Annotated in this window: 19 protein-coding genes; 8 read left to right on the top strand and 11 right to left on the bottom strand. The window is 70.3% G+C overall.

The window, feature by feature from the left end; genetic code table 11:
• Positions 1-108 precede the first annotated feature (108 nt).
• Both ACHWVH_RS17330 and ACHWVH_RS17325 read left to right on the top strand, forming a co-directional pair.
• Entirely contained in the window at positions 109-852 is a 744-nt protein-coding gene (locus ACHWVH_RS17330) for a polysaccharide deacetylase family protein (RefSeq protein ID WP_010341794.1), read from the top strand.
• Complete coding sequence (locus ACHWVH_RS17325; protein WP_267083735.1) at positions 849-1970, top strand: glycosyltransferase family 4 protein; 1122 nt, start codon at positions 849-851, stop codon at positions 1968-1970. The genes ACHWVH_RS17330 and ACHWVH_RS17325 overlap by 4 nt, the downstream gene beginning before the upstream one ends.
• A 24-nt stretch (positions 1971-1994) precedes the next feature.
• On the opposite strand, the gene ACHWVH_RS17320 is transcribed toward ACHWVH_RS17325, so the two are convergent.
• The 4 genes from ACHWVH_RS17320 to ACHWVH_RS17305 form a co-directional block, all read right to left on the bottom strand.
• Positions 1995-5120: an efflux RND transporter permease subunit gene (locus ACHWVH_RS17320; protein WP_394687624.1), complete on the bottom strand. Its 3126-nt coding sequence runs from the start codon at positions 5118-5120 to the stop codon at positions 1995-1997.
• Positions 5117-6214, bottom strand: a complete 1098-nt coding sequence (locus ACHWVH_RS17315; protein WP_394687623.1) for an efflux RND transporter periplasmic adaptor subunit — start codon at positions 6212-6214, stop codon at positions 5117-5119. The genes ACHWVH_RS17320 and ACHWVH_RS17315 overlap by 4 nt, the downstream gene beginning before the upstream one ends.
• Before the next feature lie 148 nt (positions 6215-6362).
• Positions 6363-6788 (bottom strand): hypothetical protein, encoded by a 426-nt coding sequence (locus ACHWVH_RS17310; RefSeq protein ID WP_017915324.1) that lies wholly within the window; start codon positions 6786-6788, stop codon positions 6363-6365.
• Between the two features lie 120 nt (positions 6789-6908).
• On the bottom strand, positions 6909-9587 hold the full coding sequence (locus tag ACHWVH_RS17305) for a M1 family metallopeptidase (RefSeq protein WP_394687622.1): 2679 nt from the start codon (positions 9585-9587) through the stop codon (positions 6909-6911).
• A gap of 328 nt (positions 9588-9915) precedes the next feature.
• Here ACHWVH_RS17305 and ACHWVH_RS17300 point away from each other — a divergent pair, with 328 nt between their 5' ends.
• Positions 9916-10107, top strand: a complete 192-nt coding sequence (locus tag ACHWVH_RS17300; RefSeq protein ID WP_394687621.1) for a hypothetical protein — start codon at positions 9916-9918, stop codon at positions 10105-10107.
• A 215-nt stretch (positions 10108-10322) separates the two neighbouring features.
• Here ACHWVH_RS17300 and cysN read toward each other — a convergent pair whose 3' ends face one another.
• Together cysN and cysD are read right to left on the bottom strand one after the other, a co-directional pair.
• On the bottom strand, positions 10323-12317 hold the full coding sequence (cysN, locus tag ACHWVH_RS17295) for a sulfate adenylyltransferase subunit CysN (protein WP_394687620.1): 1995 nt from the start codon (positions 12315-12317) through the stop codon (positions 10323-10325).
• Entirely contained in the window at positions 12317-13225 is a 909-nt protein-coding gene (gene cysD / locus ACHWVH_RS17290; protein WP_394687619.1) for a sulfate adenylyltransferase subunit CysD, read from the bottom strand. Before cysD ends, cysN begins: the two co-directional genes overlap by 1 nt.
• Positions 13226-13420: 195 nt before the next feature.
• Here cysD and ACHWVH_RS17285 point away from each other — a divergent pair, with 195 nt between their 5' ends.
• From ACHWVH_RS17285 to ACHWVH_RS17275, 3 genes are all read left to right on the top strand, one after another.
• The gene (locus ACHWVH_RS17285) at positions 13421-15298 is read left to right on the top strand and encodes an assimilatory sulfite reductase (NADPH) flavoprotein subunit (RefSeq protein ID WP_394687618.1); all 1878 of its coding nucleotides are present in this window, start codon (positions 13421-13423) and stop codon (positions 15296-15298) included.
• A 118-nt stretch (positions 15299-15416) separates the two neighbouring features.
• Positions 15417-17141 carry an assimilatory sulfite reductase (NADPH) hemoprotein subunit gene (cysI, locus tag ACHWVH_RS17280; protein WP_295910279.1) on the top strand — a complete coding sequence of 575 codons (1725 nt, stop codon included), beginning with the start codon at positions 15417-15419 and terminating at the stop codon, positions 17139-17141.
• Positions 17138-17878, top strand: a complete 741-nt coding sequence (locus tag ACHWVH_RS17275; RefSeq protein WP_010341781.1) for a phosphoadenylyl-sulfate reductase — start codon at positions 17138-17140, stop codon at positions 17876-17878. Before cysI ends, ACHWVH_RS17275 begins: the two co-directional genes overlap by 4 nt.
• Positions 17879-18170: 292 nt before the next feature.
• On the opposite strand, the gene ACHWVH_RS17270 is transcribed toward ACHWVH_RS17275, so the two are convergent.
• From ACHWVH_RS17270 to ACHWVH_RS17260, 3 genes are all read right to left on the bottom strand, one after another.
• Positions 18171-19613 (bottom strand): PepSY-associated TM helix domain-containing protein, encoded by a 1443-nt coding sequence (locus ACHWVH_RS17270; RefSeq protein WP_394687617.1) that lies wholly within the window; start codon positions 19611-19613, stop codon positions 18171-18173.
• Positions 19613-21661 carry a TonB-dependent receptor gene (locus tag ACHWVH_RS17265; RefSeq protein ID WP_394687616.1) on the bottom strand — a complete coding sequence of 683 codons (2049 nt, stop codon included), beginning with the start codon at positions 21659-21661 and terminating at the stop codon, positions 19613-19615. Before ACHWVH_RS17265 ends, ACHWVH_RS17270 begins: the two co-directional genes overlap by 1 nt.
• Positions 21662-21729: 68 nt before the next feature.
• The gene (locus ACHWVH_RS17260; RefSeq protein ID WP_394687615.1) at positions 21730-22134 is read right to left on the bottom strand and encodes a DUF2946 family protein; all 405 of its coding nucleotides are present in this window, start codon (positions 22132-22134) and stop codon (positions 21730-21732) included.
• A 409-nt stretch (positions 22135-22543) separates the two neighbouring features.
• On the opposite strand from ACHWVH_RS17260, the gene arsC reads away from it, so the two are divergent.
• The gene (arsC, locus tag ACHWVH_RS17255) at positions 22544-22969 is read left to right on the top strand and encodes an arsenate reductase (glutaredoxin) (RefSeq protein WP_394687614.1); all 426 of its coding nucleotides are present in this window, start codon (positions 22544-22546) and stop codon (positions 22967-22969) included.
• Between the two features lie 133 nt (positions 22970-23102).
• Positions 23103-24305: a GAF domain-containing sensor histidine kinase gene (locus ACHWVH_RS17250; protein ID WP_394687613.1), complete on the top strand. Its 1203-nt coding sequence runs from the start codon at positions 23103-23105 to the stop codon at positions 24303-24305.
• A gap of 555 nt (positions 24306-24860) precedes the next feature.
• Here the strand turns inward: ACHWVH_RS17250 and ACHWVH_RS17245 are convergent.
• Positions 24861-25448 carry a phospholipid scramblase-related protein gene (locus ACHWVH_RS17245; RefSeq protein ID WP_017908488.1) on the bottom strand — a complete coding sequence of 196 codons (588 nt, stop codon included), beginning with the start codon at positions 25446-25448 and terminating at the stop codon, positions 24861-24863.
• A 317-nt stretch (positions 25449-25765) separates the two neighbouring features.
• Complete coding sequence (locus ACHWVH_RS17240; protein ID WP_017916788.1) at positions 25766-26749, bottom strand: LysR family transcriptional regulator; 984 nt, start codon at positions 26747-26749, stop codon at positions 25766-25768.
• Between the last annotated feature and the right edge of the window lie 54 nt (positions 26750-26803).

The following is a 26803-nucleotide window of genomic DNA, read 5'->3' as shown; positions in this document are numbered from 1 at the left end:
CGGCGCGATCGTCTACGGCTGAGGGTTTTACCCGACAGACCAGCGAAAGCCAGGCCCGGTAGACTCCCGCGCCGCACCTCGCCCTTCCGTCCAAAGAGACGTTCCCCGATGCCTTCCGACACCGCCGCCACGGCCCGCATTCCGATCTTCATGTACCACAACGTGGCCGAGGCGCCGCGGCACCTGCAGGTGTACCGCAGCCTGTACGTCAGCCCGGGCCGCTTCGCCCGGCAGATGCGCCTGCTGCAGCGGCTGGGCTACCGCGGCGTGTCCATGTCCGACGCCATGCCCTATCTGCGTGGCGAGCGCCAGGGCAAGGTCGCGGTGGTCACCCTGGACGACGGCTATCTGGACAACCTGCACGCGGCGCTGCCGGTGCTGCAGCGGCTGGGTTTCACCGCCACGGTGTACATGGTCAGCGGCTGCATCGGCCGCCACAACGTGTGGGATGCGCAGAAGCTGGGCATCGAGAAGCCGCTGATGAACCTCGCCGAGCTGCGCCAGTGGCGCGCCGGCGGCATGGAGATCGGCGCGCATACCCGCTCGCACCCGCACCTGACCGGCTGCAGCGATGCGGCGCTGCGCGAGGAGATCGGCGGCTGCAAGCGCGAACTGGAGGACCTGCTCGGCGAGGCGGTGCCGCAGTTCTGCTATCCCTACGGCGACGTCGACGACCGCGTCGCCGACGTGGTGCGCGAGGCCGGCTACACCGCCGCCACCAGCACCCGCCGCGGCCGCGCCCCGGCCGGCTCGGACCCGATGCGCTATCCGCGCATCCAGGTCGCGCGTCATCACCTGCTGCCGCAGTTCGCGCTGCGCGCCTTCACCGCCTACGAGGACCGGCGCGGATGAAATTCCTGTTCGTCGGCACCAATCCCGAAAACACCGGCGCGGCCACGCATTTTGTGGCGCTGGCGCAGGCGCTGGCCGGCGTCGGTCACCAGGTCGAGGTCATCGCCTGCGAGGGCGGCCTGATCGCCGACGAATTGCGCCGCAGCGGCATCACCGTGCACGTCGGGCACTTCCGCAACGTGCTGGACCCGGACGGCTACCGGCCGCTGCTGCGCGTGGCGCGGCGCAGCCGGCCGGACTGGCTGGTGGGCAACTTCGGCAAGGAATACTGGCCGCTGCTGCTGGCCGGGCGCGTGCTGGGCATCCCGGTCACGCTGTTCCGCCACCGTACGCCGGCGATGAGTGCGCTGTCCGGCTATGCGATCCCGCGCCTGGCGGCGCGCTTCTTCGCGGTGTCGCACTACGCGCGCCAGGCCTACCTGGAGCGCGGCGTGCCGGAGGCGCTGGTGCAGGTGCTGTACAACCCGGTGACCATGGAACGGCTGCGCCCGGATCCGGAACGCGGCCGCGCCATTCGCGCCGCGCAGGGCCTGCCCGAGGATGCGATCGTGCTTGGCTACAGCGGGCGCATGCATGCCGGCAAGGGCATTTTCCCGTTGCTGGATGCTGCAGGAGCGGCGATGGCGCAGGAACCGCGCCTGCACTGCCTGTGGCTGGGCGACGGCCCGGACGCGGCGCAGTTGCAGGCGCAGGCCGCGGCCCAGCCGCACGGCCAGCGCCACCGTTTCGTCGGCTGGGTCAACGACACCACGCCCTACTACAACGCGATGTCGATGCTGGCGTTCCCGTCGCTGGCGCCGGAAACCTTCGGCCGGGTCTCGGTGGAGGCGCAGGCCAGCGGCGTGCCGGTGCTGGCCAGCCACGTCGGCGGCACCGCGGAGACGCTGGACCCCGGGGTCAGCGGCGAACTGCTCACGCCCGGCGACGTGGACGGCTGGCGCGATGCGATCCTGCGCCTGTGCGACGGCGAACGGCGCCAGCGCATGGGCCAGGCCGGGCGCGACTTCGTGCAGCGCCATTTCGGTGGCGCGGTGATCGCCGCGCAGTTCGTGCACCTGCTGCAGCAGCCGCGCTGCGCGCCGCAGCCGCTGGCGCCGTCGCGCGTCGATCCGGCCTGAGCGCGGCTGCCTGAGCGGCCCGGCTCAGGCGTGGCCGCCGACCGACGGCGTCTGCGCTTCCAGTTGCTGCAGGCGCTGCTGCACCGCGTCCGGCGAGCGCGTGTACGGCGCCAGCAGCGCATAGAAGGCCGGCACCACGAACAGCGACAGCAGCGTGGACACCGACACGCCGAAGATCACCACGATGCCGATGGTGGCGCGGCTGGCCGATCCGGGGCCGCCGGCGACCACCAGCGGGATCGCGCCGACCACGGTGGCCAGCGAGGTCATAAGGATCGGCCGCAGGCGCACCGCCGAGGCTTCTACAATCGCATCGCGCACGCTGCGCCCGGCATCGCGCAACTGGTTGGCGAACTCGACGATCAGGATGCCGTTCTTGGCCGCCAGCCCGACCAGCATCACGATGCCGATCTGACTGAACAGGTTGAGCGTACCGCCGCTGATCGCCAGGCCGATCAGCGCGCCGAGCACGCCCAGCGGTACGGTCAGCATGATCACCAGCGGGTGGATGAAGCTCTCGAACTGCGCCGCCAGCACCAGGTACACGATCAGCAAGGCCAGGGCGAAGGTCAGCAGCACCGCGCCGCCGGCCTTCTGGTACTCGCGCGATTCGCCCTTCCAGTCGAGCTGCGCGTAATCGGGCAGTTCCTCGCGCGCCACCTGCTGCGCCCAGGCAATCGCCTCGCCGAGCGGATAGCCCGGGGCCAGGCCGGCGTTGATGGTGATGGCACGCAGGCGGTTGAAGCGGTGCAGGTTGCCCGGCTCGGCGACCTCGCGCAGGGTCACCAGGTTGGACAGCGGGATCAGCTGGCCGCTGTCGGCGCGTACCCGGATCGCCGCCAGGTCGGCCGGATCGGCGCGGCCGTCGCGACTGGCCTGCAGCATCACGTCGTACTCCTCGCCGTTGTCGACGAAGGTGGTGACCTGGCGCGCGCCCATCAGCGTCTCCAGCGCGCGGCCGATCTCGGTCACCGGCACGCCGAGGTCGGCTGCCCGCTGGCGGTCGATCTCCACGCGCATCTGCGGCCGGGTTTCCTTGTAGTCCGAGTCCGCCCCGACCAGCCCGGGGTTGTCGGCGATGCGCGCGAGCAGGCGGTCGCGCCATTGCGCGATCTCGGCGTAGTCGGGGCCGCCGAGCACGATCTGGAACGGTTGCCCGCGGCTATTGACCAGGCCGCCGCCGACCTGGGTGCGCGCACGCACGCCGGGCAAGGCGCGCAGTTCCTCCTGCAGCGTCGCGGCGACGTCGGCGGTGGCCACGTCGCGCTCGCTCCAGTCGCGCAGGAACACGCTGACCCGGCCGGTGTGCATCTCCTCGCTGGCGCCGAAACTGCCGGGCACGCGCGGATTGGCGCGTGCGATCGGCTGGCCGTCGCCGCGGTGGCGGTCGAGGATGGTCTCGACCTGGTGCATCTGCCCCACCGTGTAGTCGAAGCCGGCGCCTTCCGGCGCATCGATCATCACCTGGAACGAGCCGCGGTCCTCGGCCGGCGCCAGCTCCGAGGGAATCACCCGCGCCAGCAGCGCGCTGGCCGCCAGCGCCGCCAGCATCAGCGCGCCGAACACCCAGGCGCGGCCGACGTGGCGCTCGAGCACGCGCCGGTAGCGCGCGCTCAGCCCCTGCAGCCGCGCCTCGACCCAGCCATGCACGCGGTTGGGCTGCTCGCGCGCGTGCGCCTTGAGCAGCTTGGACGACATCATCGGGGTCAGGGTCAGCGCGACGAAGGCGGAAATCGCCACCGCCGCGGCCAGCGCCACCGCCAGTTCGCGGAACAGGCGCCCGGTGTTGCCTTCGAGGAAGCCGACCGGCAGGAACACCGCCACCAGCACCGCGGTGGTGGCGATCACCGCGAAGGCGACCTGCGCGGTGCCGCGCCGCGCCGCCACCAGCGCCGGTTCGCCCAGGTCGACGCGACGCTGGATGTTCTCCACCACCACGATCGCATCGTCCACCACCAGGCCGATGCACAGCACCAGGGCGAGCAGGGTCAGCAGGTTGATCGAGAAGCCGAACGCATACAGCGCGATGAACGCGGCCACCAGGCACACCGGCACCGTCACCGCCGGGATCAGCGCCGCGCGCACGCTGCCCAGGAACAGCCAGATCACCACCAGCACCAGCACCACCGCCTCGATCAGGGTGTGGTAGACGCGTTCCACCGAGGCATCGATGAACACGGTGGAATCGAAGGCGACGAAGATCTGCGTGCCCTTGGGCAGGGTCTGCTGGATCTGCTCCGCGGCCGCGCGCGCGGCGCGGGCCACATCCAGGCTGTTGGCGGTGGAGGTCTTGACGATGCCCAGGCCAACGTTGGGCACGCCGTTGCTGCGGAAGTAGGCGCGGCGCTCGGCCGAGGCCAGTTCCACCTTGGCCACGTCGCCCAGCCGCACCACGTAGCCGTCGCGGCCCTTGCCGAGCGGGATCGTGGCGAAATCCGCCGGTGCGCGGTAGCTGCGCTCCACGCGCAGGGTGAAGTCGCGGTCGGCCGACTCCAGGCGGCCGGCCGGCAGTTCCACGTTCTCGCGGGCCAGCGCGTTCTCCACGTCGGCCACGGTGAGATCCCGCGCGGCCAACTGGTCGCGGTCCAGCCAGATCCGCATCGCATAGCGCTGGCGCCCGCCCAGGCGCACCTGCGCCACGCCGTCGATGCTGGACAGGCGATCCACCACGTAGCGTTCGGCGTAGTCGGACAGCTGCAGCGCATCCATCGTGCTGGAGCTCATGTTGAGCCACAGGATGGCGTCGGCATCGGCCTCGACCTTGGCGATCTCCGGCGCGTCGGCCTCGTCGGGCAGGCGGTCGAGCACGCGGCTGACCGCGTCGCGCACGTCGTTGGCGGCGGCCTCGATGTCGCGGGTGGCGCGGAACTCGATGCTGATGTCGGCCACGCCGTTGGAACTGCGCGCCTGGATCGTCTCGATGCCTTCGATGCCGGCCAGCGCGTCCTCCAGCACCTGCGTGATGCGGCTCTCCACCACCGCCGCCGAGGCGCCGGGGTAGCGCACCTCCACCGACACGATCGGCGGATCGATCGCCGGCAGCTCGCGCAGGGTCAGCCGGCTGTACGCCATCACCCCCAGCACCACCAGCAACAGGCTCATCACCGCGGCGAACACCGGCCGGGTGATGGAGACGTCGGACAGCTTCATCGCGCCAGGTCCGCCGCGGCGCTGCCGCTGCGCGTGCCGCCGCCGTTCACGCCGGCGGCGGCATCGACCACGGCCACGCCCGGACGCAGCTTGCCGGTGCCCTCGACCACGATGCGCTGGCCGGGCTGCAGGCCGTCGACGATCTCGACCAGGCCGTCGCGGCGCGCGCCGGTGCGCACGTCGGCACGGGCCACGGTGGCGTCGACGCCGACGCGATAGACGAAAGCGTCACGCCCCACCTGCACCACCGCGATCTCCGGGATCACCAGCGCCTGCCGGGCGGGCCGATACAGGCGCACGTCCATCAGCATGCCCGGGCGCAGCGCGCGGTCGGCATTGTCGAAAGCCGCGCGCACGGTGACCGCGCGGGTGGCGCTGTCCACGCGCGCATCCACCGTGGCGACATTGCCTTCGAACGCGCGCCCCGGGTAGGCCACACTGCGGCCGCCGACCACGTCGCCAGGCTTCACCGTGGACAGCGCCGCCTCCGGCACCTGGAAATCCACGTAGACCTGGGCCACGTCGTCGAGCGTGGCGATGGTCGCGTCGGGCGTCAGCAGCGCGCCGGGGCTGACCTGGCGCAGGCCGAGCACGCCGGCGAACGGCGCGCGCACGCTGCGGTCGCCGATCTCCGCGCGCATCTGCAGCACCCGCGCCTGCGCGGCATCGCGCAGCGCGCGTTGCGTGTCCAGTTGCGCGCGCGACACCAGTTGCCGCCCGACCAGTTCGCTCTGCCGCCGATACAGTTGCTCGGCCTCGGTGTAGGTGGCCTCCGCCTCGCGCAACGCCGCCTGCTGGCCCTGCCCGCGCAGCGTCACCAGCGGCGCGCCGGCCGCCACTTCCTGGCCACTCTCGAAATGCACGCGCTCCACGATCTCGCTGACCTTGGCGGTCAGCGTCACCGACTCGCGGGCCTTGACCGTGCCCAGCGCGGCCAGGCTGTCGTTCCACTCACGGGGCTGCACCGTCTGCAGCGTCACCGGAATCGCGGCACTGGCTGCGGCCGGCGCCGGGGCCTTGCCGCAACCGGCGAGCGCGAGCGAGGACAACAGGAGGCACACCAGGCGGACGCCGGCGCGTGGTCGGTGCGGCATGGAGATCCCGGACGCGTGGAGTTCGACCCAGTCTAACGGCCTGGCGTGACGGGCGTTGACACGTCGCGACCATGACCGACGACCCTTGCCGGCCAACGCATGCGCTGCGCGATGAGACGCAGCGCACGCGTGGCGCGGCTTGGGCCGCTCAATCAGTCTTGCCGGTACGACGCCGGGTGAAGTACGGATAGGCCACCACGAAGGCAAGCGCCGATGCAGTCCCAAGCAGCATGCGCACCGCCTGCCCCAGGGTGTGCGGCACATACAGGGCATGCGCCGACGCGTCATACCAGATCGCGTGCAGCATCATCAATCCGAACGAGGCCATTGGCAGCCCGAACACCAGCCAGCCGAAAAAGCGCAGCGCCGGCGACGTACGCCCCTCGGCTAATTTGCCGACGACCTCTGTGCTGGCCAGGTGGTACTGGAACGGATCGGAGGTGGCGTATCTGGGCGGCGGCGGCGGCGCTGGCTCCGGCTGCACCGGCTGATGCGTCACCTGTTCGGCGCACGCCGGTTGGACCAGTTCGGCCACATTGGTTCTGGCCAACACGTCATGCAGCTTCGGATCCATGCGTTCCCCCCTGAACGTTGCCCGGCAGCGTCGTCCGCCACCCAATCCGCCATCCCTGCGCCTGCCACGCGAGTGCGCGCCGCATAGCATGCGGGCGGCGCAGGAACCTGGCAACTGCAATCAGTGCGGCGAAAAAGCGGCGCGCTGTCGCGCCTGCAGCGCACTGCACAGGCGAATCGTCTCGGCGGTCTGCGCAAGGCCGCGGTCAGCGCCGCTGAGTGCCTTCAGGCGCGGCGTGAAGAACGCCTCCAGCCGGTCCGCTTCGGCGGCATCGCAGCCACCGCTGGCCGCCAGCGCCGGCAAGCGACCGCCGTCGAAGGAACCGGAGCGCGCCACGATGCGATCGAAGTGCGCGGTGTACCAGGGCCACATCGAGGCGTGCGTGGCCGGCTCGGCATGCGCGCCCATCAGCAGGCTGTTCATCTCGCCGACCTTGATCGCATCGGTCAGGGCGAAATCGCGCACCTTCTGCAACTGCTTCGGATCCTGCACGGCGCCGAGCGCTTCGATCATCGCATTGCGCTGGGCCGGTTCGCCGTGACCGCGCAGGGCGGCGATCAATGCGTCCACCGCGGGCGCGCCACGCGCCTGCACCGCCACCGTCAGCGCTGCGCCAAGCAGATCCGGGTTGGCGGCGGCGAAATCCAGCGCACCGCCCTTGCCGGCCAGCACCGCATCGCCCTGGGCCAGCAGCGCCTGCCGCACCGCCGGCACGCCCATGGTCACCCCGAGCAGTTCGGCCAGGGTGGAGCGCAGCGCCACGTCGTCATCGCTGTCGCCGGCGCGGCGCCGATCGCCCAGCGCCCGCAGGCGTGCGCCGAACGCGGCGTCGGTGGCCTGGCGCAGCATGGCGCGCTGCGCCTCGTCGCGCGCCAGCACCCGCCAGATCCAGGCGATGCGGTCGTTCATCGCGGTGGCCACCGCCGTGGCCTTGGCCGGCGCCAGTTGCTGCATCGCCGCGATCACGTCCGCGGTATCGGCCTCGCCGGTGCGGAACGCGCTGTCGATGGCATCGGCATAGGCCAGCTTCTCGGCATCGTCGAGCGCATCGAGATGGCGACCGAGCGCGGCCAGCTGCGGCTTGGGCAGGGCGAAGCGGTAGTAGCCGGTGCCGCCGGCATTCGGCATCACCCAGCTGTCGGCATCGGCACCAGCGAGCGCGAGGCGGCCGTCGCCGGAAGACAGCATCTGGCAGGCGCGGCGCACGCCCTGGCGCGTGCCGTACTTGACGCACACCGGCACGCCCCAGGTCTGTGCGGCGTTGCCGCGCGAGCCCAGCGGCAGGAAGCGCTGCTGGTGCAGTTGCAGCACCGCGCCGCCCGCCTCGGGCTGCAGCTGCGCTTGCAGATAGGGCACGCCGGGCTGGTCGAGGAAGCTGCGGAACGCGGCCTTGAACTCCTCATCCTTGCCGGCCGCGGCGGCGATGGCATCGACCAGGTCGTCGGCAGTGGCGTTGCCGAAGCGGTGCGCGCGAATGTAGCTGCGCATGCCGCTGCGGAAGGTATCCTCGCCGACGAACTGCTCGAACATGCCCAGCACCGCGGCGCCCTTGCGGTAGGTGATGCTGTCGAAGGCGGTCTCGATGTCGCCGTTGCCGGTGATCGGCTGGCGGATCTTGCGCGCGCTGACCAGGCTGTCGTTGTTCATCGCGTCATGCGCGGCACTGATGCGGTCCAGGTCGGCGCGGTACTGCGGCCGCAGGCGCATGGTGATCTTCTGCTGCATCCAGGTGGCGAAGGCCTCGTTGAGCCACAGGTCGTCCCACCAGGCCATGGTCACCGTGTCGCCGGTCCATTGGTGCGCCAGCTCGTGCGCGGTGACGTTGAACGAGCCCTCGACGTTGTGCCGCGGCGAATGGTCGTCCAGCAACAGCAGCCAGTCGCGGAAGGTGACGAAACCGGGGTTCTCCATCGCGCCGGCGGAGAAGTCCGGCGCGGCCACCAGATCCAGCTTGTCGAACGGATAGCCGAAGTCGTAGTAGTCCTCCAGCGCGGTGATGATCTCCGGCGTCTGCTGCAGCGCGCGCCGGATGCGCGGGCCCTGTCCTTGTGCAGCGACGCCGCGCAAGGGGGTGGACTGCGGGCGCTGCGGCGTGGCCGGCAATGCCGGCCCGTCGACCACGTCCCACGGCCCCACCGCGTAAGCCACCAGGTAGGTCGGCAGCGGCACAGTCTCGGCGAAGCGCACGGTCTTCCAGCCCTTGCCCGCCGGCTCGGTGGACTCGGCGCGGGTATTGGCCAGCGCCTGCTCGCCCTCGGGCACGGTCAGGCGCAGCGCGAACGGCGTCTTCAGCGCCGGCTCGTCGAAGCCGGGGAAGGCGTAGCGCGCACTGATCGGCTCCATCTGCGTCAAGGCGTAGGCATGCCCCTGCGCCTTGACCTGGTAGAGGCCCTGCAACTGCTGATTGAACGGCGCGCTGTAAACGATGCTCAGGGTCAGCTCCTGCGGCTGCAGGGTGCGCCCGAAGGCGATGCGGGCCACGCCGGCCTGCGCGTCGGCCTGGGTGTAGCGCACCGGGAACGACGCACCATCGGCGGTGCGCAGCGTGGCCTTGCTCACCCGCAACTCCTTGCCGTGCAGCCACAGATGGTCGGAGGCGCGTTCCAGGCGCACGCGCAGGGTGGCGGTGCCGTCGAAGTCGGTGCGCTCCGGATCGATCTTCAGGTCCAGCGCATAGTGCTCCGGCACCGCCCAATCCGGCAGGCGTCCGGTCGGCACCGCATCGGGCGCCTGCGCACAGGCCGCGCCGCAGCACAGCGCGAGGACGGAGAACAGCACGCGACGGGACAGAGCTGGCATGGACGGGCCTTCGCCGATGGGGAGGGCGACGACTTAAGCATGCGCGGCCGCGGCTGTCACGTGATGACCGCTCGTGATTTAGCCCGCGGGCACCGCGGAGGTTCTTCACGTCCGGCCCCTACATCTCAAGCAACAGCCAGGGCTTTCGCCTTGCGGCGAGTTACTTTGATCAGCCTTCGGCTGTGGTAAAGCACACCCTGCCTTGCGCCCTCCGCGCTGACGCGCTCCGGGTCCGCGTCCATCCCGGGGATTCGCGGAAGAGGCATCCCGCCCCTGCCGCGAACGGGGCACGTTCATGTGCGCCGCCCCTGCGGGGTTTTCCCCTGCGATGGCCGCCACTGCGGAAGGGAATCCGGTCAATCAAAAGCCAGAGCAACATCAACAACAAAGGCCAATAGCAAAGCCCGAAGCAACTGCGACTGCTGCGCACGCCTGGGTCATTGCCGTGTCCGCCAACAAATGCGCTGCGCGTGGTGGCGCTTATTGCCTGCTGATCCTGATGGACACACAACAACGCTGATTTCCGCAACAGCGAGCACTATTCGCGTGTGACGGAACAGCTCCTGCCGAGACTTACGACACGTTGGCTGGGTGCACTGTGGGAGGGACTTCAGTCCCGACGCCTCGAGGTCGGGTGCCTGGCGGGCGCTCTTCGGCGCGAGTGCATGACAGTTGGCTCCTACAGTGCGGCGGCATCGGGAAGGCGATCGACCCTCGCAACGCCCTGCCCCCGCCTCAGTCCCGCAACCCCAGCGCCGCCAGCACCTGCACGGCCAGCGCTTCGACGTTGTCGCCATCGGCGTGCAGATGCAGTTCCGGCCGCTCCGGCGCCTCGTACGGGGAGTCGATGCCGGTGAAGTTGGGAATCTGGCCGGCGCGCGCCTTGGCATACAGGCCCTTGACGTCGCGCGCCTCGGCCACCGGCAGCGGCACGTCGACGAACACTTCGAGGAACTCGCCCTCGCCGAAGCGCTCGCGCGCCAGTTGCCGCTCGGCGCGGAACGGCGAGATGAAGCTGACCAGCACGATCAGGCCGGCATCGGTCATCAGCCTGGCCACCTCGGCGACGCGGCGGATGTTCTCCACGCGGTCCTCGTCGGTGAAGCCGAGATCGCGGTTGAGCCCGTGGCGCACGTTGTCGCCATCGAGGATGAAGGTGTGGTAGCCCAACGCGTGCAGGCGCTTGTCGACCAGGTTGGCGATGGTCGACTTGCCGGCGCCGGACAGGCCGGTGAACCACAGCACCTTCGGTGTCTGTCCCTTGATCCGCGCGCGCGCGGCCTTGTCCACGTCCAAGTGCTGCCAATGCACGTTGCCGGCGCGGCGCAGCGCGAAATCCAGGGTCCCGGCAGCGACGGTGGCGTTGCTGTGGCGGTCGATCAGGATGAAGCCGCCGAGCGCACGGTCCTGCGCGTACGGGGCGAAGGCGATCGACTGGTCCAGCGCCAGGTTGCAGTAACCGACCTCGTTGAGTTCCAGGCGCTTGGCCGCCAGCCGCTCCTGCGTGTTGACGTCGATGCGGTGCTTGATCTCGGTGACGCTGGCGGCCACGGTGCGCGCACCGATCTTCAGCCAGTACGGGCGACCCGGCAGCAGCGCGGCATCGTCCATCCACAGCACGTGCGCGGCGAACTGGTCGGCCACCTCCGGCGGATCGCCGACAGCGGCGATCACATCGCCACGGCTGACGTCGATCTCCTCGGTCAGGGTCAGCGTCACCGCCTGCCCGGCCACCGCGCGCGGCACCGCATCGGCGCCGATCAGCACCTGCGCGACCTGCGCGCGCCGCGCCGACGGCAGCACCACCACCGCATCGCCGGGCTGTACCGCGCCGGCCGCCACGGTGCCCGCGAAGCCGCGGAACTGCGCGTGCGGCCGGTTGACCCACTGCACCGGCAGGCGCAGGCCGCCGTCGCCGCTGCGCGCGTCCAACTGCACCCCTTCCAGGTGTTCGAGCAGCGCCGGGCCGGCATACCAGGGCATGCGCGCCGAACGCTGCGACAGGTTGTCGCCCTCCAGCGCCGACAGCGGAATGCACTGCACGTCGGCGATGCCCAACTGCGCGGCGAGCGCGCGGTACTCGGCGGCGATCGCGTCGAACGTCGCCTGCGCGAAGCCGACCAGGTCCATCTTGTTGACCGCCAGCACCACGTGACGGATGCCCAGCAGCGCGACGATGTAACTGTGCCGGCGGGTCTGGGTCAGCACGCCCTTGGACGCATCGACCAGCACCACCGCCACATCGGCGGTGGAGGCGCCGGTGGCCATGTTGCGGGTGTACTGCGCATGCCCGGGGCAGTCGGCGACGATGAACTTGCGCCGGTCGGTATCGAAATAGCGGTAGGCCACATCGATGGTGATGCCCTGCTCGCGCTCGGCGGCCAGGCCGTCCAGCAGCAGCGCATAGTCGATGGCTCCGCCGCGGGTGCCGTGGCGCTTGCTGTCGGCACCGAGCGCGGCCAGTTGGTCGTCGAACAGCCGCTTGCTGTCGTACAGCAAGCGACCGATCAGCGTGCTCTTGCCGTCGTCGACGCTGCCGCAGGTGATGAAGCGCAGCAGCGGCTTGTGTTCGTGTTGCTGCAGGTAGGCGGCGACTGCGTCGCCGCCTACGGGAATAGGGAATGGGGAATGGGGAATGGAAACAGCGGTCTCCTGCGACGCGCCAGATGGCGGCGATGCTTGCTTCTGCACTTGCGATTCCCGATTCCCTGCTCCCGATTCCCAACCCATCAGAAATACCCCTCCACCTTCTTCTGCTCCATCGAGGCGCCCGGGTCCTGGTCGATGATCCGGCCCTGGCGTTCGGAGGTGGTGGCCTGCAGCATCTCGGCGATGATCTTCTCCAGGGTGTCGGCCTGCGACTCGATCGCGCCGGTCAACGGGTAGCAGCCGAGGGTGCGGAAGCGCACGCGGCGCAGTTGCGGGGTTTCGCCGGGACGCAACGGCAGGCGTGCGTCGTCGACCATGATCAGCGCGCCGTCGCGTTCCACCACCGGACGCTCGGCGGCGAAGTACAGCGGTACCACCGGAATCGCTTCGCGGTAGATGTACAGCCAGATGTCCAGCTCGGTCCAGTTGGACAGCGGGAACACGCGCACGCTCTCGCCGGGATGGATGCGCGGGTTGTACAGATTCCACAACTCCGGACGCTGCTGCTTGGGGTCCCAGCGGTGGTGCGCGTTGCGGAACGAGAACACGCGCTCCTTGGCGCGCGCCTTCTCCTCGTCGCGGCGCGCGCCGCCGATGGCGGCATCGAACTTCCACAGGTCCAGCGCCTGCTTGAGCGCCTGGGTCTTCATCACGTCGGTGTGCACGCTGGCGCCGTGGCTGAACGGGCCGACGTCCTGGGCGACGCCGTCGGGATTGATGTGCACGCGCAGCTCCACGCCGGTCTCGGCGGCGCGGCGGTCGCGGAAGGCGATCATCTCGCGGAACTTCCAGCGCGTGTCCACGTGCAGCAGCGGGATCGGCGGCGGCGCTGGCGCGAACGCCTTGAGCAGCAGGTGCAGCAGAACCGAGCTGTCCTTGCCCACCGAATACAGCAGCACCGGGTTGCGGAACTCGGCAGCGACCTCGCGCAGGATGTGGATGCTCTCGGCCTCTAGGCGGTCGAGGTGGGACAGGAGGAACGCACTCATCGAGACGGCGGCGGCAGGCAGTGGGAGACCGGACCGAAGCGTAGCAGCGGTCGTGGCAGTCGGGGCGGCAGTGTGCGTCGCGCCGGCCGCCCGGCAGAAATAAGCCCCGGGCATGAGCCGATAACCCCTGTTCCTTTCTGCACCGCGCAACGCTTCCCTAACATCGGTCATCCCTTCCCAACACCCGGACCGGCCATGACCGCCGCCTCGCCCGCGTTGCCGCCCAGCCCCTTGCCCGAGGAGCGCAAGGCACTGCTGGCGCGGACCGTGGAGGGCCTGGACGCGGCCGGCCTGTGGTGGCTGTCCGGCTACGCCGCCGGCCTGGCCCAGGCGCAGGGGCCGACAACGCCGGCGCTGGCCGTGGTCGCCGGTGCCGCCGCGTCACCCTCGCCCGCGCCGCAGTTGAGCATCGTCTACGGCAGCCAGACCGGCAACGCGCGCCGCGCCGCCGAACAGGTCGCCGCCGAGGCCGAAGCCGCCGGGCTGGCGGTGCGCCTGCTGCGCGCCGACGTCTATCCCACCCGCGAACTGGGCAACGAACGCCTGCTGTACGTGGTCATCAGCACCCAGGGCGAGGGCGACCCACCGGACGATGCGATCGGCTTCGTCGAGTTTCTGCAGAGCCGGCGCGCGCCAAAGCTGCCGCAGCTGCAGTACGCCGTGCTCGGCCTGGGCGATTCCAGCTACGCCGATTTCTGCGGCATCGCCCGGCGCCTGGACACGCGCCTGGCCGAACTCGGCGCGCAACGCCTGCTGCCGCTGGGCGAGGCCGACCTGGAGATCGAGAACGTAGCGGCGCCATGGCGCGTGCAGGCGCTGGCGCAGGCACGCGACGTGCTGGGTCGCCACACGCCCGCGGCGCCGTCGGCCACAGTGACCCCGCTGCGCGGCGCTGTGGCCGCGCCGTGGAGCCGCACCCAGCCGTTCGCCGCCGAAGTGCTGGCCAACCAGCCGATCAGCGGCCGCGACTTCAAGGGCCCGCGCTACGCCGCGCACGGCCCGGCCGACAAGGACGTACGCCACCTGGAGCTGTCGCTGGCCGGCAGCGGCCTGCACTACGAACCCGGCGATGCCCTGGGCGTGCGCCATCGCAACCCGCCTGCACTGGTCGAGGCGGTGTTGACCGCGACGCGACTGGACGGTCACGTCGAACTCACCGCCGATGGGCAGACACTGTCCCTGCACGAGTGGCTCAGCGGCCACCGCGAACTGACCCGGGCCTCGCGCCCGTTGCTCAGCGCGGTTGCCGAACGCGCCGGCGCGACCGCGCTGACCGAGCTGCTCGACCCCACCCAGACCGCCGGCCTGGCGGCGCTGCTCGCCGATCACCAAGTGATCGACGTGCTGCGTCGCTGGCCGGCGGATTGGGACCACGCCGCGCTGCTGCAGGCGCTGCGGCCGATGGTCCCGCGCCTGTACTCGATCGCCTCCAGCCGCAAGCGGGTCGGCGACGAAGCCCACCTAACCGTCGACGTGCTGGCCTACGACGCGCACGGCCATGCCCACGGCGGCGCCGCCAGCGGCTATTTGGCCGCCCTGGCCGAAGGCGACAGCGCCCCGATCTACATCGAGCCCAACGAACGCTTCCGGGTGCCGGCCGACGCCAGCCGCGACATCCTGATGATCGGCCCCGGCACCGGCGTGGCGCCGTTCCGCGGCTTCGTGCAGGAGCGCGCCGAGAGCGGCGCCAGCGGCCGCAACTGGCTGTTCTTCGGCGCCCGCCACTTCAACCGCGACTTCCTCTACCAGGCCGAATGGCAACAGGCGCTGCGCAGCGGCGAACTGCACCGGCTGGACCTGGCGTTCTCGCGCGACGTGCAACCGCTGCGCGGGAACACCTCTCCTTCCAAGGTCTACGTGCAGCAGCGCCTGCGCGAACACGGCCGTGCCGTCTACGACTGGCTGCAGAACGGCGCGCACCTGTACGTATGCGGCGCCATCGCCATGGGCAAGGACGTGCACGCCACCTTGCTGGAGCTCGTCGCCGAGCACGGCGCCCACAGCCCCGAGGACGCCGCCGCCTACCTCAGCCAACTGCAGCGGGAGGGGCGGTATGCGCGTGATGTCTATTGAGGCGGGGAATCGGGAAACGGGAATCGGGAATGGGCAACAGCCGGCCTCGACGGGCTTTCCGTAATCCGACGCACCCGCTCTTGCCATTCCCTATTCCCTATTCTCGATTCCCTGCCCAATGTCCCACTCCGTCGAAGACATCAAGCACCACAGCCAGCGCTTGCGCGGGTCGCTGCTGCAGAGCCTGGCCGATCCGGTCACCGGGGCGCTGCGCGAGGACGATCAGACCCTGATCAAGTATCACGGCAGCTACCAGCAGGACGACCGCGATCTGCGCGAGGAGCGGCGCCGGCAGAAGCTGGAGCCGGCCTACCAGTTCATGATCCGCACGCGCACCCCGGGCGGGGTGGTCGATCCGGCGCAGTGGCTCAAGCTCGACGCCATCGCCACCACCTACGGCAACCACTCGCTGCGCGTCACCACGCGCCAGGCGTTCCAGTTCCACGGGGTGATCAAGCGCGAACTGAAGGCGACCATGCAGGCGATCAACGCCGCGCTGATCGACACCCTGGCCGCCTGCGGCGACGTCAATCGCAACGTGCAGGTCGCCGCCAATCCGCTCGCCTCGCAGGCGCACGCCACGCTCTACACCGACGCCGCGCGCGTGTCCGAACACCTGCTGCCCAATACCCGCGCCTACTACGAGATCTGGCTGGACGAGGAGCAGGTCGCCGGCAGCGGGCAGGAGGAGGAGCCGATCTACGGCAACGCCTACCTGCCGCGCAAGTTCAAGATCGGCTTCGCGCTGCCGCCGATCAACGACGTCGACGTGTTCGCCAACGACCTTGGCTTCATCGGCGTGCTCGACGCCGACGGCACGCTGGCCGGCTACAACGTCAGTCTCGGCGGCGGCATGGGCGCCAGCCACGGCGATGCGGAGACCTACCCGCGCGTGGCCAACGTGGTCGGCTTCATCGACCGCGCGCACCTGCTCGATGTCGCTACCGCGGTGGTGACCACCCAGCGCGACCTGGGCAACCGCACCGTGCGCAAGCGCGCGCGCTTCAAGTACACCATCGACGACCACGGCCTGGACACGGTGCTGGCGGAGATCGAGCGCCGTGCCGGCGTGCGCCTGCAGCCCACGCGCGACTTCGCCTTCGAGCACAACGGCGATCGCGCCGGCTGGCAGGCCGGCGAGGACGGCCGCTGGCATCTGACCCTGTCGCTGCCGGCCGGGCGCATCGCCGACCATGCCGACGGCGCGCAGCACCTCAGCGGCCTGCGCGCGATCGCCACGCAGCTGCGCGACGCCGGCGACGGCGCGCACTTCCGCATGACCTCGAACCAGAACCTGGTGATCGCCGGCATCCCCGCGGCGCAACGCGAGGCGATCGACGCGCTGGTGCGCGCGCATGCGCTGGACGCCGGCAACCGCGCACCCACCGCGCTGGCGCGCGCGGCCATGGCCTGCGTGGCCCTGCCCACCTGCGGCCTGGCGATGGCCGAGGCCGAGCGCTACCTACCGGCCTTCGCCGCGCAGTTGCAGCCATTGCTGGCGCGCCACGGCCTGCAGGACGCGCCGATCCTGCTGCGCATCTCCGGTTGCCCGAACGGCTGCTCGCGGCCGTACCTGGCCGAGATCGCTCTGGTCGGCAAGGCGCCGGGCCGCTACAACCTGATGCTCGGCGGCGACCACCGCGGCCAGCGCCTCAACACCCTTTACCGCGAGAACATCGCCGAGCCGGAGATCCTCGCCGCGCTGGAACCGCTGTTCGCGCGCTATGCCAACGAGCGGCATGAGGACGAGCGCTTCGGCGATTTCCTGCACCGCACCGGCGTGGTCGAGTTGCCCGCCTATCCCACCCACCGTCACCTGATTCCGTCGGAACTGCACGCATGAGCGCTCTGCCCGCCGCCTCCCAAGACGCCTCCGCCAACGCACCGGTGCCGGCCCTGGATCTCGATGCCGCCAATGCGCTGCTGGCGACGCTATCCGCGCCCGAGCGCGTGGCCTGGGCGTTGCAGCACGGCCCGGCCGAAGCGGCGCTGTCGTCCAGCTTCGGCGCGCAATCGGCCGCCACCCTGCACCTGCTGACCCGGCAGCGCCCGGACATCCCGGTGATCCTGATCGACACCGGCTACCTGTTCGCCGAGACCTACCGCTTCGCCGACGCGCTGACCGAGCGGCTCAAGCTCAACCTCAAGATCTATCGCCCGCTGGTCAGCCGCGCCTGGATGGAAGCGCGCCACGGCCGCCTGTGGGAACAGGGCATGGTCGGCATCGAGCAGTACAACAACCTGCGCAAGGTCGAGCCGATGCGCCGCGCCCTGGACGAACTGAAGGTCGGTACCTGGTTCACCGGCCTGCGTCGCAGCCAGTCCGACAGCCGCGCGCAGACACCGTTCGTGCAGAAGCGCGGCGAGCGCTACAAGATCAACCCGATCGCCGACTGGAGCGACCGCGACCTGTGGCAATACATGCAGCAGCACGACCTGCCCTATCACCCGCTGTGGGAACAGGGCTACGTCTCCATCGGCGATTTCCACACCACCCGCCGCTGGGAACCGGGCATGCGCGAGGAAGACACCCGCTTCTTCGGCCTCAAGCGCGAATGCGGGATCCACGAGGATCTGTGAGACGTGCCAGCACACGTTCGGGCTCTTTGTAGGCGCGGCGTCAACTGCGACGGGCGTTACCGGCCACACCGCGTCTTTTCCTTAGGAGCGGCTTCAGCCGCGACCGGGTTTCATGGGAACGCCCGGCCGCGGCTGAAGCTGCTTCTACGGCTCATAATCCCGGTCTCCTGCGGGTGCTGACAGTACTGGCTGCGCCTTGTGGGAGGGACTTCAGTCCCGACTGCACAAGGTGGGATGCGCCGGTGGCGTCGCTTGTCGCAGCGGAATCACCGTAGCTTCCGACCTCGACCCGCTAAGCCCCCACCACCGGCTCCCGCCGCAGCACCAGCACCCAGTCCAGCGCCAGCATCAGCAGCAAGGACACACCCACCAGCGGAAACAGCATCCCGCCCAGCACCAGCAGCGCGACCACGCCGCGCAGCGTGCGCCGGTCCGCGGGCAGCGGCGGCACCCCGAGCCCGCCCTGTGGGCGCCGCTTCCACCACATCACCGCCGCGCTCACGCACAGCAGCACGATGCCCAGGCAGGCCACGATCAGCACGATCTGGTTGAGCGCACCGTACTCCTGGCCCAGATGCACGTTGATGCCCCACTCCAGCGTCTTGGCCAGCGGGCCGTAGTCGGCATAGCGCATATCCAGCAGCACCTGGCCGCTGTACTGGTCCAGATGGATCACCCGTTGCTGTGCCAGGTCCGGCGGATACACCGAAGCGGTATAGACCCCACGTGCGCCGCGCGGCAGCGCGACGCTGTAGCCGGGCGCGATGCCACGCGCCTGGAATCGCGCCACCGCCGCATCCAGACCGATCGCGCCCGCCGCCGGCATGGCGTCCGGCATGTCGGCCATGCCGCCGTGTTCGCCATGCTCCTCGTGTCCGCCATGCGCACCGTGCGCCGCGTGCGGGTCCACGGCCGGCGGCGACGACTGCGGCAGGCGCGCCTGGCGTAGCGACCACGCCGGCACCTCGCTGTCGCTCAGCCGCTGCGTCGACATCGGCAGGTCCACCCGCAGCCCGGACGGGTAGCCGTAGTGATGACCATTGGCCAGGCGGTTGACCTGTGCGCCCCAGAACCACGACCACGGCATCCCGGTCAGCGCCAGGAACAGCAGCAGCACCCCGACCACGCTGCCGGTAAGCGCATGCAGATCGCGCCAGAACAGCCGCTGCGCCGGCCGCCCGCGCACCGTAGTCACGCCGCCGCGGCGCCCGCGCGGCCACCACAGGTACACGCCGGTGAACACCAGCAGGATCGCCCAGCCGGCGGCCACCTCGATCAGCGCATTGGCGAACCAGCCGACGTAGTCGAGGCTGTGCAGGCGGCGGATGGTCCAGGCCACGGTGCCGTGCTCGGGCAACTGCCCCAGCACCCGCGCCCGGTACGGGTCCACGTACACGACCTCGCGGCGGCCATCGGCGGTGGCGATGGTCACTTCCGCCGAGGCATCGCGCCGCGGCGGTGTGGTGTAGCGCAGTGCCTGGCCCGGTTGCGCGGCCAGCGCCGCGTCCAGCAGCCGCTGCGGCGCCAGCGTCTGCGCGTGGGCGGCTACCGGCACGGTCTTCAGCGCGCGGTGGAAGTAGCCGTCGATCGGCTGCTGATAGACGAAGGCCGCACCGGTCAGCGCCAGCCAGACCAGCAGCGGCAGTACCAGCAGGCCGGCATAGAAATGCCAGCGCCACACGGCGCGGTAGAAGCGTGCCGGCACCACAGCGGACGCGGGAGAGTGCGTCGCCATCACCAGCCCCAGCTCAGCGTGGCGTACAGCGCGCGGCCGTCGCCGGGCGAGTAGCCGGAGGACCCGCTGTCGTACCAGGCGTAGACGTAGTGCCGATCGGTCAGGTTCTTCAGTTGCAGCGAGACCTCGCGCTGCGCACGCCAGCGCCAGGTCGCGCCGAGATTGGCCAGCGCATAGCCGCCGTAGCGGCCGAGGGTGTTGCTGCGCTCCACGTAGTAATCGCCCTGTGCGTTGCCCCAGGCCGACAGCGTCAGCCGCGGCGTGGCCTGCCAGTCGATGCCGGCGTTGGCAAGGTAGTGCGGCACGTTCTCGATTTCCTTGCCGCGGGTGGCCGGCGCGCTCGGGTCGGGGGTGACGATGACCGCGCGCTGTCGCGAATACGCCAGCCACAGCGTCCAGCGCTCGTCCGGACGCAGGTTCAGTTGCGCATCCCAGCCGCGGCGCAGGGTCTTGCCGACGTTGCCGACCTCGCCGGTGCCGACGCTGCCGTTCACGCCGAGGATGGTCGCCACTTCGTCGGACGCGCGCTGCTCCCAATAGGCCACGCGTGCGTCCCAGCGCTGCTGCGCACCGGCGAACTTGAGGCCGGTCTCCCAGCCATCGTTGTAGGACGGCGCCAGGTTGCGCGCCTGGGTGCGGTAGGCGCCGTTGCCGCTGCCGATCTGGAAGGTGCGGCCGATGTTGGCGTACAGGCTGGCCTGCCCGGTCAACGCGTACACCGCGCTGAACTTGGGTTGGCGGATCGTGCCGTAGGCGTAGGCGGGATAGCGCGCGCCGCTGGCGACGTCGCGGAACTGCCCGCCGACCCGATCCACCCGATAGCCCGGCACCAGCTGCAGGCGCGCGGTCGGCCGCAGCACCGCCTGCACGTAGGCGCCTTCGGTGTGCAGATCGAAATCCCAGTCGCGCAGCGGCGCGGTGCGCACGCGCGCCACAGTGCGGTAGCGCTGCGAGATATTGTCCTGCCACTGCGCGTCGATCCCACCCTCCAGCGCAAAGGCGTCGGCACGCGCCAGCGCCGGGCGCCAGCTGAACCTGGCCAGCATGCCGCGCTGGCGCTCGTCGGTGTCGCGCTCCTGCTGCGCGCCGGCCGCGGTGAAGCGCACCCAGCGCTGGTTGTCGTAGCGGTTCCAGTACGCCTTGGCGCTGCCCTGCACGGTCTCGGCCAGGCGAGCGTCCAGATGCAGCGACACCTGCGTGGTGTGGCGCTGGCTGCGGTCGTCGCGCGCGTAGTCGGGCGAACTGCGTGGCGCGCGCTGCGCGGTGGCGTAGTCCAGATACCCCGCCTCCAGCGCCGTGTTGCGGTAGTCGCGCGCGCTGAGTCCGGCACGCCAGCGCCCGTCCGGATCGGTGTAGAACCACTTGCCGGCGAGCGCGTGCTTGCGCGCGTCGGCGTGGTCGCGGTAGCCGTCGCTGTCGCGCCAGGCGCCGAAGTAGTTCTGGCTCCAGGCGCCGCGCTCGATGCCCTGCGTCGCCTGCACCTCGCGGGTGCCGAAGCTGCCGACGGTGACGCTGGCGCGGCCGTCGTTGCCGCCGCTGCGGGTCAGCACGTCGACGCTGCCGGCGATCGCGTTCAGGCCGTAGCGCGGGTCGTTGGTGCCGCGCACGATCTCGATCGCGGCGATGTCCAGCGGGAACACCGCGTCCAGGTACGGCATGGCGCCGGCATTGTCGTTGCTGGGCACGCCGTCGATCAGCAGCTTGACCGCATTGACCCGGCCTTCGCCGTTGAAGCCGCGGAAGGAGAAGCGCCCGGCGTCGGTGCCCATCTTGAACTGGGTCACCTGCACGCCGGGTGCGCGCATCAGCAACTCCCAGCTGTAGTCCACATGCTGGTCCTGCAGCAGGTCGCCGCCAAGGATGTCGACGGAACTGAACACGCTGCGCGCGCTGGATCCGGCGGCGAGCGGCGAGGTGGCCTGGACCTTGCCCAGGGTCAGCACGGAATCGCCGGCGGCGCCGGGCGGCGCGTCGGCGGCATGGGCGGGCGCGGCGAGACACACACAACAGCACGCCACCACCGGTGGCATGGCAGGAAAACGGAACATGGCGAAAACTCCATCGGCACGAGGGCGTGCCGCAGCGATGCCGCGGCACGGAAACGGCAACCCGTGGATCAGGAGAACAGCGGCGGCCCACGTACCGGGTGTGCACGGCGTGCGGTGACCGTGACGACAAGGCTGTGCCGCGCCGCCACCGGCACTGGCGGACAGCGCCAGGGCAGCAACGCCAGCAACAGGACTACCCACGGCAGCAGACGCGCGGCAAGCAGGCAGTAATCGCAGGCCGGCGCGTGCGCCAGGCCGGCATCGTCGTGGTGGCCGCCATGCGCCGCGGAGACAGCACCTGCCAGCGCCGCCAGGCGCAAGCCGCCGCTGGTGCACAGCGCCTGCTCCTGCAATGCCACCGCCTCGGCCTGCGCCTGCCGCCACTGGCTGATCGGCGGCGCCAGCAGCAGCAAGCCGAGCGCCAGCGCGGCGAGCGCGGCCCAACACGACGGCAGCTGACGGAGACGGACCATCGGCGCATTCTAGAGGGTGCGACGGCCATTGAAACGCGTGCGATGCCGTGTGCGGCGAAGTGACGCATGCACGTCGTGGCGGTGCCGGACCGGCAGCGTCCTCGGTCGGTAGACCGAAGCCCCAGCGGCCGCTACCGCCCCCGGAGCACGGCCGCATCGCCATCGTCCTGCCGCCGCCCAGGCGCCCGGCAAGGTGGTCCATCCGCTGCCCGCCCAGACCATGCGCTCTCTGCAGATCGACGACGGGCCGGCGTTTCCGACGCGGCGGCGACCATCGCGGGCGCCGCGCACCGCCGTGTCCGGCGAGCGCGGCGCTTGCATGGCGCCCCGATTGCGGCACCATCGGCCGCGGCCGCGTGCAGGATTCCGGCACGGCCGCCCCTGTTCCGTCCCACTCAGCGAGCCGCCCATGCCCACGATCACGATCTACCACAACCCCGCCTGCGGCACTTCGCGCAATGTGCTTGGGCTGATCCGCAACAGCGGCGTCGAGCCGACCGTGATCGAATACCTGAAGACCCCGCCCGACCGCGCCACCCTGCAGGCGCTGGCGGCGGCCAGCGGGCTGCCGCTGCGCGACCTGATGCGGCAGAAGGGCACGCCCTACGCCGAGCTGGGGCTGGACGACCCGACGCTGGACGATGGCGCGCTGCTGGAGGCCATGCTGCAGCACCCGATCCTGCTCAACCGGCCGATCGTGGTCAGCCCGCTGGGCACGCGCCTGTGCCGGCCGTCGGAGACCGTGCTGGAGATCCTGCCGTCGCCGCAGCGCGGCGCCTTCGCCAAAGAGGACGGGACGCCGCTGGTCGACGCGCAGGGCCGCTGGGTGGGCTGACCAGGCGACACCGCCGGCGCAGCCGATTCGCTAAGCGCAGGTGCAGCGCACGCGAGCACCGTGTGAACGCCGCGTCGGCAAAAACCGTGACAGGTACCATAGACTGCGTGCCTTTCCGCCCGAGTCGCGCCGCATGTCTCCCGTCGAACCCGCCGCCGACCCGGTCTATTGCGCGGCCAAGCCCCGCAACGAAGCGCTGCGGCTGGACGCCTTGCACAGCTACGCGATCCTGGACACCCCGCGCGAGCCGGCGTTCGACGACATCACCCGGCTGGCCGGGCTGATCTGCCAGGCGCCGATCGCGGTGGTCAACCTGATCGACAGCGAGCGCCAGTGGTTCAAGAGCGAGATCGGGCTGGGCACGCGCGAAACGCCGCTGGCGACCTCGCTGTGCGCGCACGCCCTGCTCGAGGACGACCTGCTGCTGGTGCCGGATACCCGCGAGGATCCGCGCTTCGCCTGCAATCCGCTGGTCACCGGCGAGATGCGCCTGCACTTCTATGCCGGCGCGCTGCTGAAGACCTCCGACGGCCTGGCCCTGGGCACCGTCTGCGTGCTGGACCGGCGCCCGCGCCAGCTCAGCTACGAGCAGATCGAAGCGCTGCGCGCGCTGGCGCGGCAGGCGATGGGCCAACTGGAACTGCGCAAGGCGCTGCATCTGGCGCAGGAATCCAACCATTACCGCAGTCGCCTGATGGCCATCGCCGGCCACGACCTGAAGACCCCGCTGCGCACCGCGTCGTACGCGCTGAGCAAGCTGCAGCGCCAGCAGGACGCGGCGCAGGATGGTGCGCTGGAGACCGCACGTACCGCCTTGAACCAGGTCGCCAGCGGGCTCGACCAGCTCGCCACCAACGCCGCCGCCGGCGAGCTGCGCCTGCCGGCGCTGCAGACCCTGGCCCTGGCCGACGTGCTGGCACCGATCCTGGCCACCTGGCAGCCGCAGGCCGCGGCCAAGGGCGTGCAGCTGCGCAGCGTGCCGACGTCCTTGCGCGTGCGCAGCAGCGCAGCCTTGCTGTCCACGTTGCTCGGCAACCTGCTCGGTAACGCGGTCAAGTACACCGCGCAGGGCAAGGTGCTGATCGGCTGCCGGCGCCGCGGCGACCAGGTGGCGGTGGAGATCATCGACCGCGGCATCGGCATGGACGAAGAGGGCCTGCGCACCTTGTTCCAGGCCTTCCGCCAGGCCGACCCGCGCAGCGACGGCCTCGGCCTGGGCCTGTGGATCGTGCGCCGCGCCGCCGAGACCCTGGGTTGCACCGTGGAAGTGCGCAGCCAGCCGGGCCACGGCAGCCACTTCACCGTGCTGCTGCCGGCGGCGAGCACGGACGCCTGACGCCCGAGCCACGCTGGCGCAGGTGTACTTGCGCTGGCGCCCGTCCCCTCATCCGCCCCTTCGGGGCACCTTCTCCCGGGGGGGAGAAGGAAGATGTCAAGCGCAGCCGCGCAGCGTTGAGTGACCAGGGCTCGGCAGGGACCAGTGAGGTACCAAGGTCTTCCGGCAGCCTGCAGTCGGGACTGAAGTCCCTCCCACAATGGCCACGGCCGCTCAGTGTGAGACGCCTGAACTGCGCTGCGCTGGGCTGAGCGCGGGTACTGGCACTGGCGCCCGTACCCTCATCCGCCCCTTCGGGGCACCTTCTCCCGGGGGAGAAGGAAGATGTCAAGCGCAGCCGCGCAGCGTTGAGTCGCTAAGGCTTGGCAGGGAACAGTGAGGTACTGAGGTCTTCCGGCAGCCTGCAGTCGGGACTGAAGTCCCTCCCACAATGGCCACGGCCGCTCAGTGTGAGGGGCCGGGGAGCCGCCGCCGCGGGAATCCCGCTTTTGCGATTCCCCACTCCCGATTCCCCATTCCCGGCTTCACCGCGATTCCCCATTCCCGGCTTCACAGTCACTCCTTCAACACCATATCGATGCACAACACCGCCGCCATGATCAGGATCCGTCGCGGATCCTCGGCCGGCAGGCTCTCGGCGATCGACAGCATGTAGTTGTCGGCGCTGGTGAACAGTTCCTTGCCCAGCCCGGCCCACTTCTTCGAGACCTGCGCCAGTTCGCGCTCGCCCTGCACGAAACGGAAATCCCAGCTGGTCCACTTGCCGCGCAGGGTGCACACCGGCGCGCCCTGGGCATCGAGCACGTCGAACTTGCCGCCGATGGAGAAGAACTTCTGGCTGAAGGAACCGACCAGCCGATCGCGCTCGTCCAGCACCTCGACCTTGGACAGGAACAGCGAGAAGCCGCGCTTGACCGTCAGCACCTTCTGCCCATCCGGAGTACGCACTTCCACCTGGAACGGGGTCATGCGCTTGTAGTCGGTGAACCGGAAGATCTTGGTGAACACGCCCAGGTTCGGCTCGCGGCATTCCAGCAGCTTGCGGTTGCTGTGCGGATCGAACACGTCGTAGTTGTTGGCGGCCTTGAACATGCCGACCTGTTCCTTGACGAAGAACAGGTTGTGCTGGAGAACAGGATGCATCGGGCGTCCTTGCGTTGGGAAAGTCGACGCGCCCTGGGCGGCGGCCGCACAGCGGCGGCGTGGTACCGACAGCCGCCGGCACGCCCAGGGTCGCGGTCTGCCGGGTGGCAGAAGGGGCCGCATGATAGGCGGCGGCTCGCGCTGCGGCAACGCGCACGGCAGGCAGCCACGCCGGTGCGGGGTCTTCATTCCAGTGCAGGCCGCGACGCCGTTGCCCTTACTTCTTTTGCCCAGACGTCTGTCCGAAGCCAATCGCCGTATCGATCAAAGGACGCCGCTGTCGCGATTCCCCAGTCCCGATTCCCCATTCCCGGCTTCTAGCTGGTAATGGTCTGAGTCAGATCTTCCCAGCTCGGCGGCGCCGGCCAATCCGGCTGCTGGTTGCCTTCCATCACCCGGCGCAGGTCGCGGGTGTCGATCTGCGGCGCCAGCACGTGCACCAGCTCCAGCGCGTAGTCGCGCAGCACGCGGTCGCGCGGCAGCACCGCCCAGGCGATGCAGTCGGGAATCTCCGGCGGCGCCGGCCACGCGCGCAGATCGGTGTCGTTGGCGCTCACCGCCATCTCCGCCAGCAACCCCACACCGAGACCGGTGCGCACGTAGGTCTTGATCAGGTCCGCGTCGAGCGCGGTCAACGCGATCCGCGGCTCCAGTCCGAGCCGGCCGAAGGCGCGCTGCAGCGAAGAGCCGGCGCGGGTCGAGGATTCGTAGCTGATCAGCGGCTGCGCCGCCAGCGCCGCCATGTCCGGCACCCGCCTGGGCACGTCCAACGCATGCCCGCGCGGCACCAGCACCAGCCGCCGCCAGCGGTACAGCGGCACGGCGATGCCCGCCGCCGGCGCGCTACCGGCGGTGCTGACGATGGCGATGTCGGCGTCGCCCTGGCTGAGCAGGTCCAGCGCCGCGCTCTCGGCGGCCTGCTGCAGATGCACGCTGACCTGCGGATAGGCCTGTTTGATCTGCGCCACCGCCGGCGGCAGCACGAAGCGCGCCTGGGTGTGGGTGGTGGTGAGGGTCAGCTGGCCCTGGCTCTCGCGGCGCTGGTTGGCGGCGTAGGTGCGGATGTTGTTGGCCTCGGCCAGCACCGCGCGCGCGCGCTCGATCACCTCGCGCCCGGCCGGAGTCACCGTCTCCAGACTGCGGCCCTTGCGAACGAACAACAGGAAGCCCAGTTCGTCCTCCAGTTGCTTGAGCTGCTTGGACAGCCCCGGCTGGGTGGCGTGCACGCGCGCCGCCGCCAGGGTGATGTTCAGATCGGCATCGGCAATGGCGACGAGGTAGCGGAGTTGGGTCAGCGTCATCGGGACGAGGGCGAGGCGCCGCCAGGCGGGACGCTCGACTGTAGTGGAATTCGG

This window comes from uncultured Xanthomonas sp., assembly GCF_964278005.1.
GTDB classification, from domain to species: Bacteria; Pseudomonadota; Gammaproteobacteria; order Xanthomonadales; family Xanthomonadaceae; genus Xanthomonas_A; species Xanthomonas_A sontii.
This window is presented reverse-complemented; position numbering and strand designations above follow the sequence as displayed.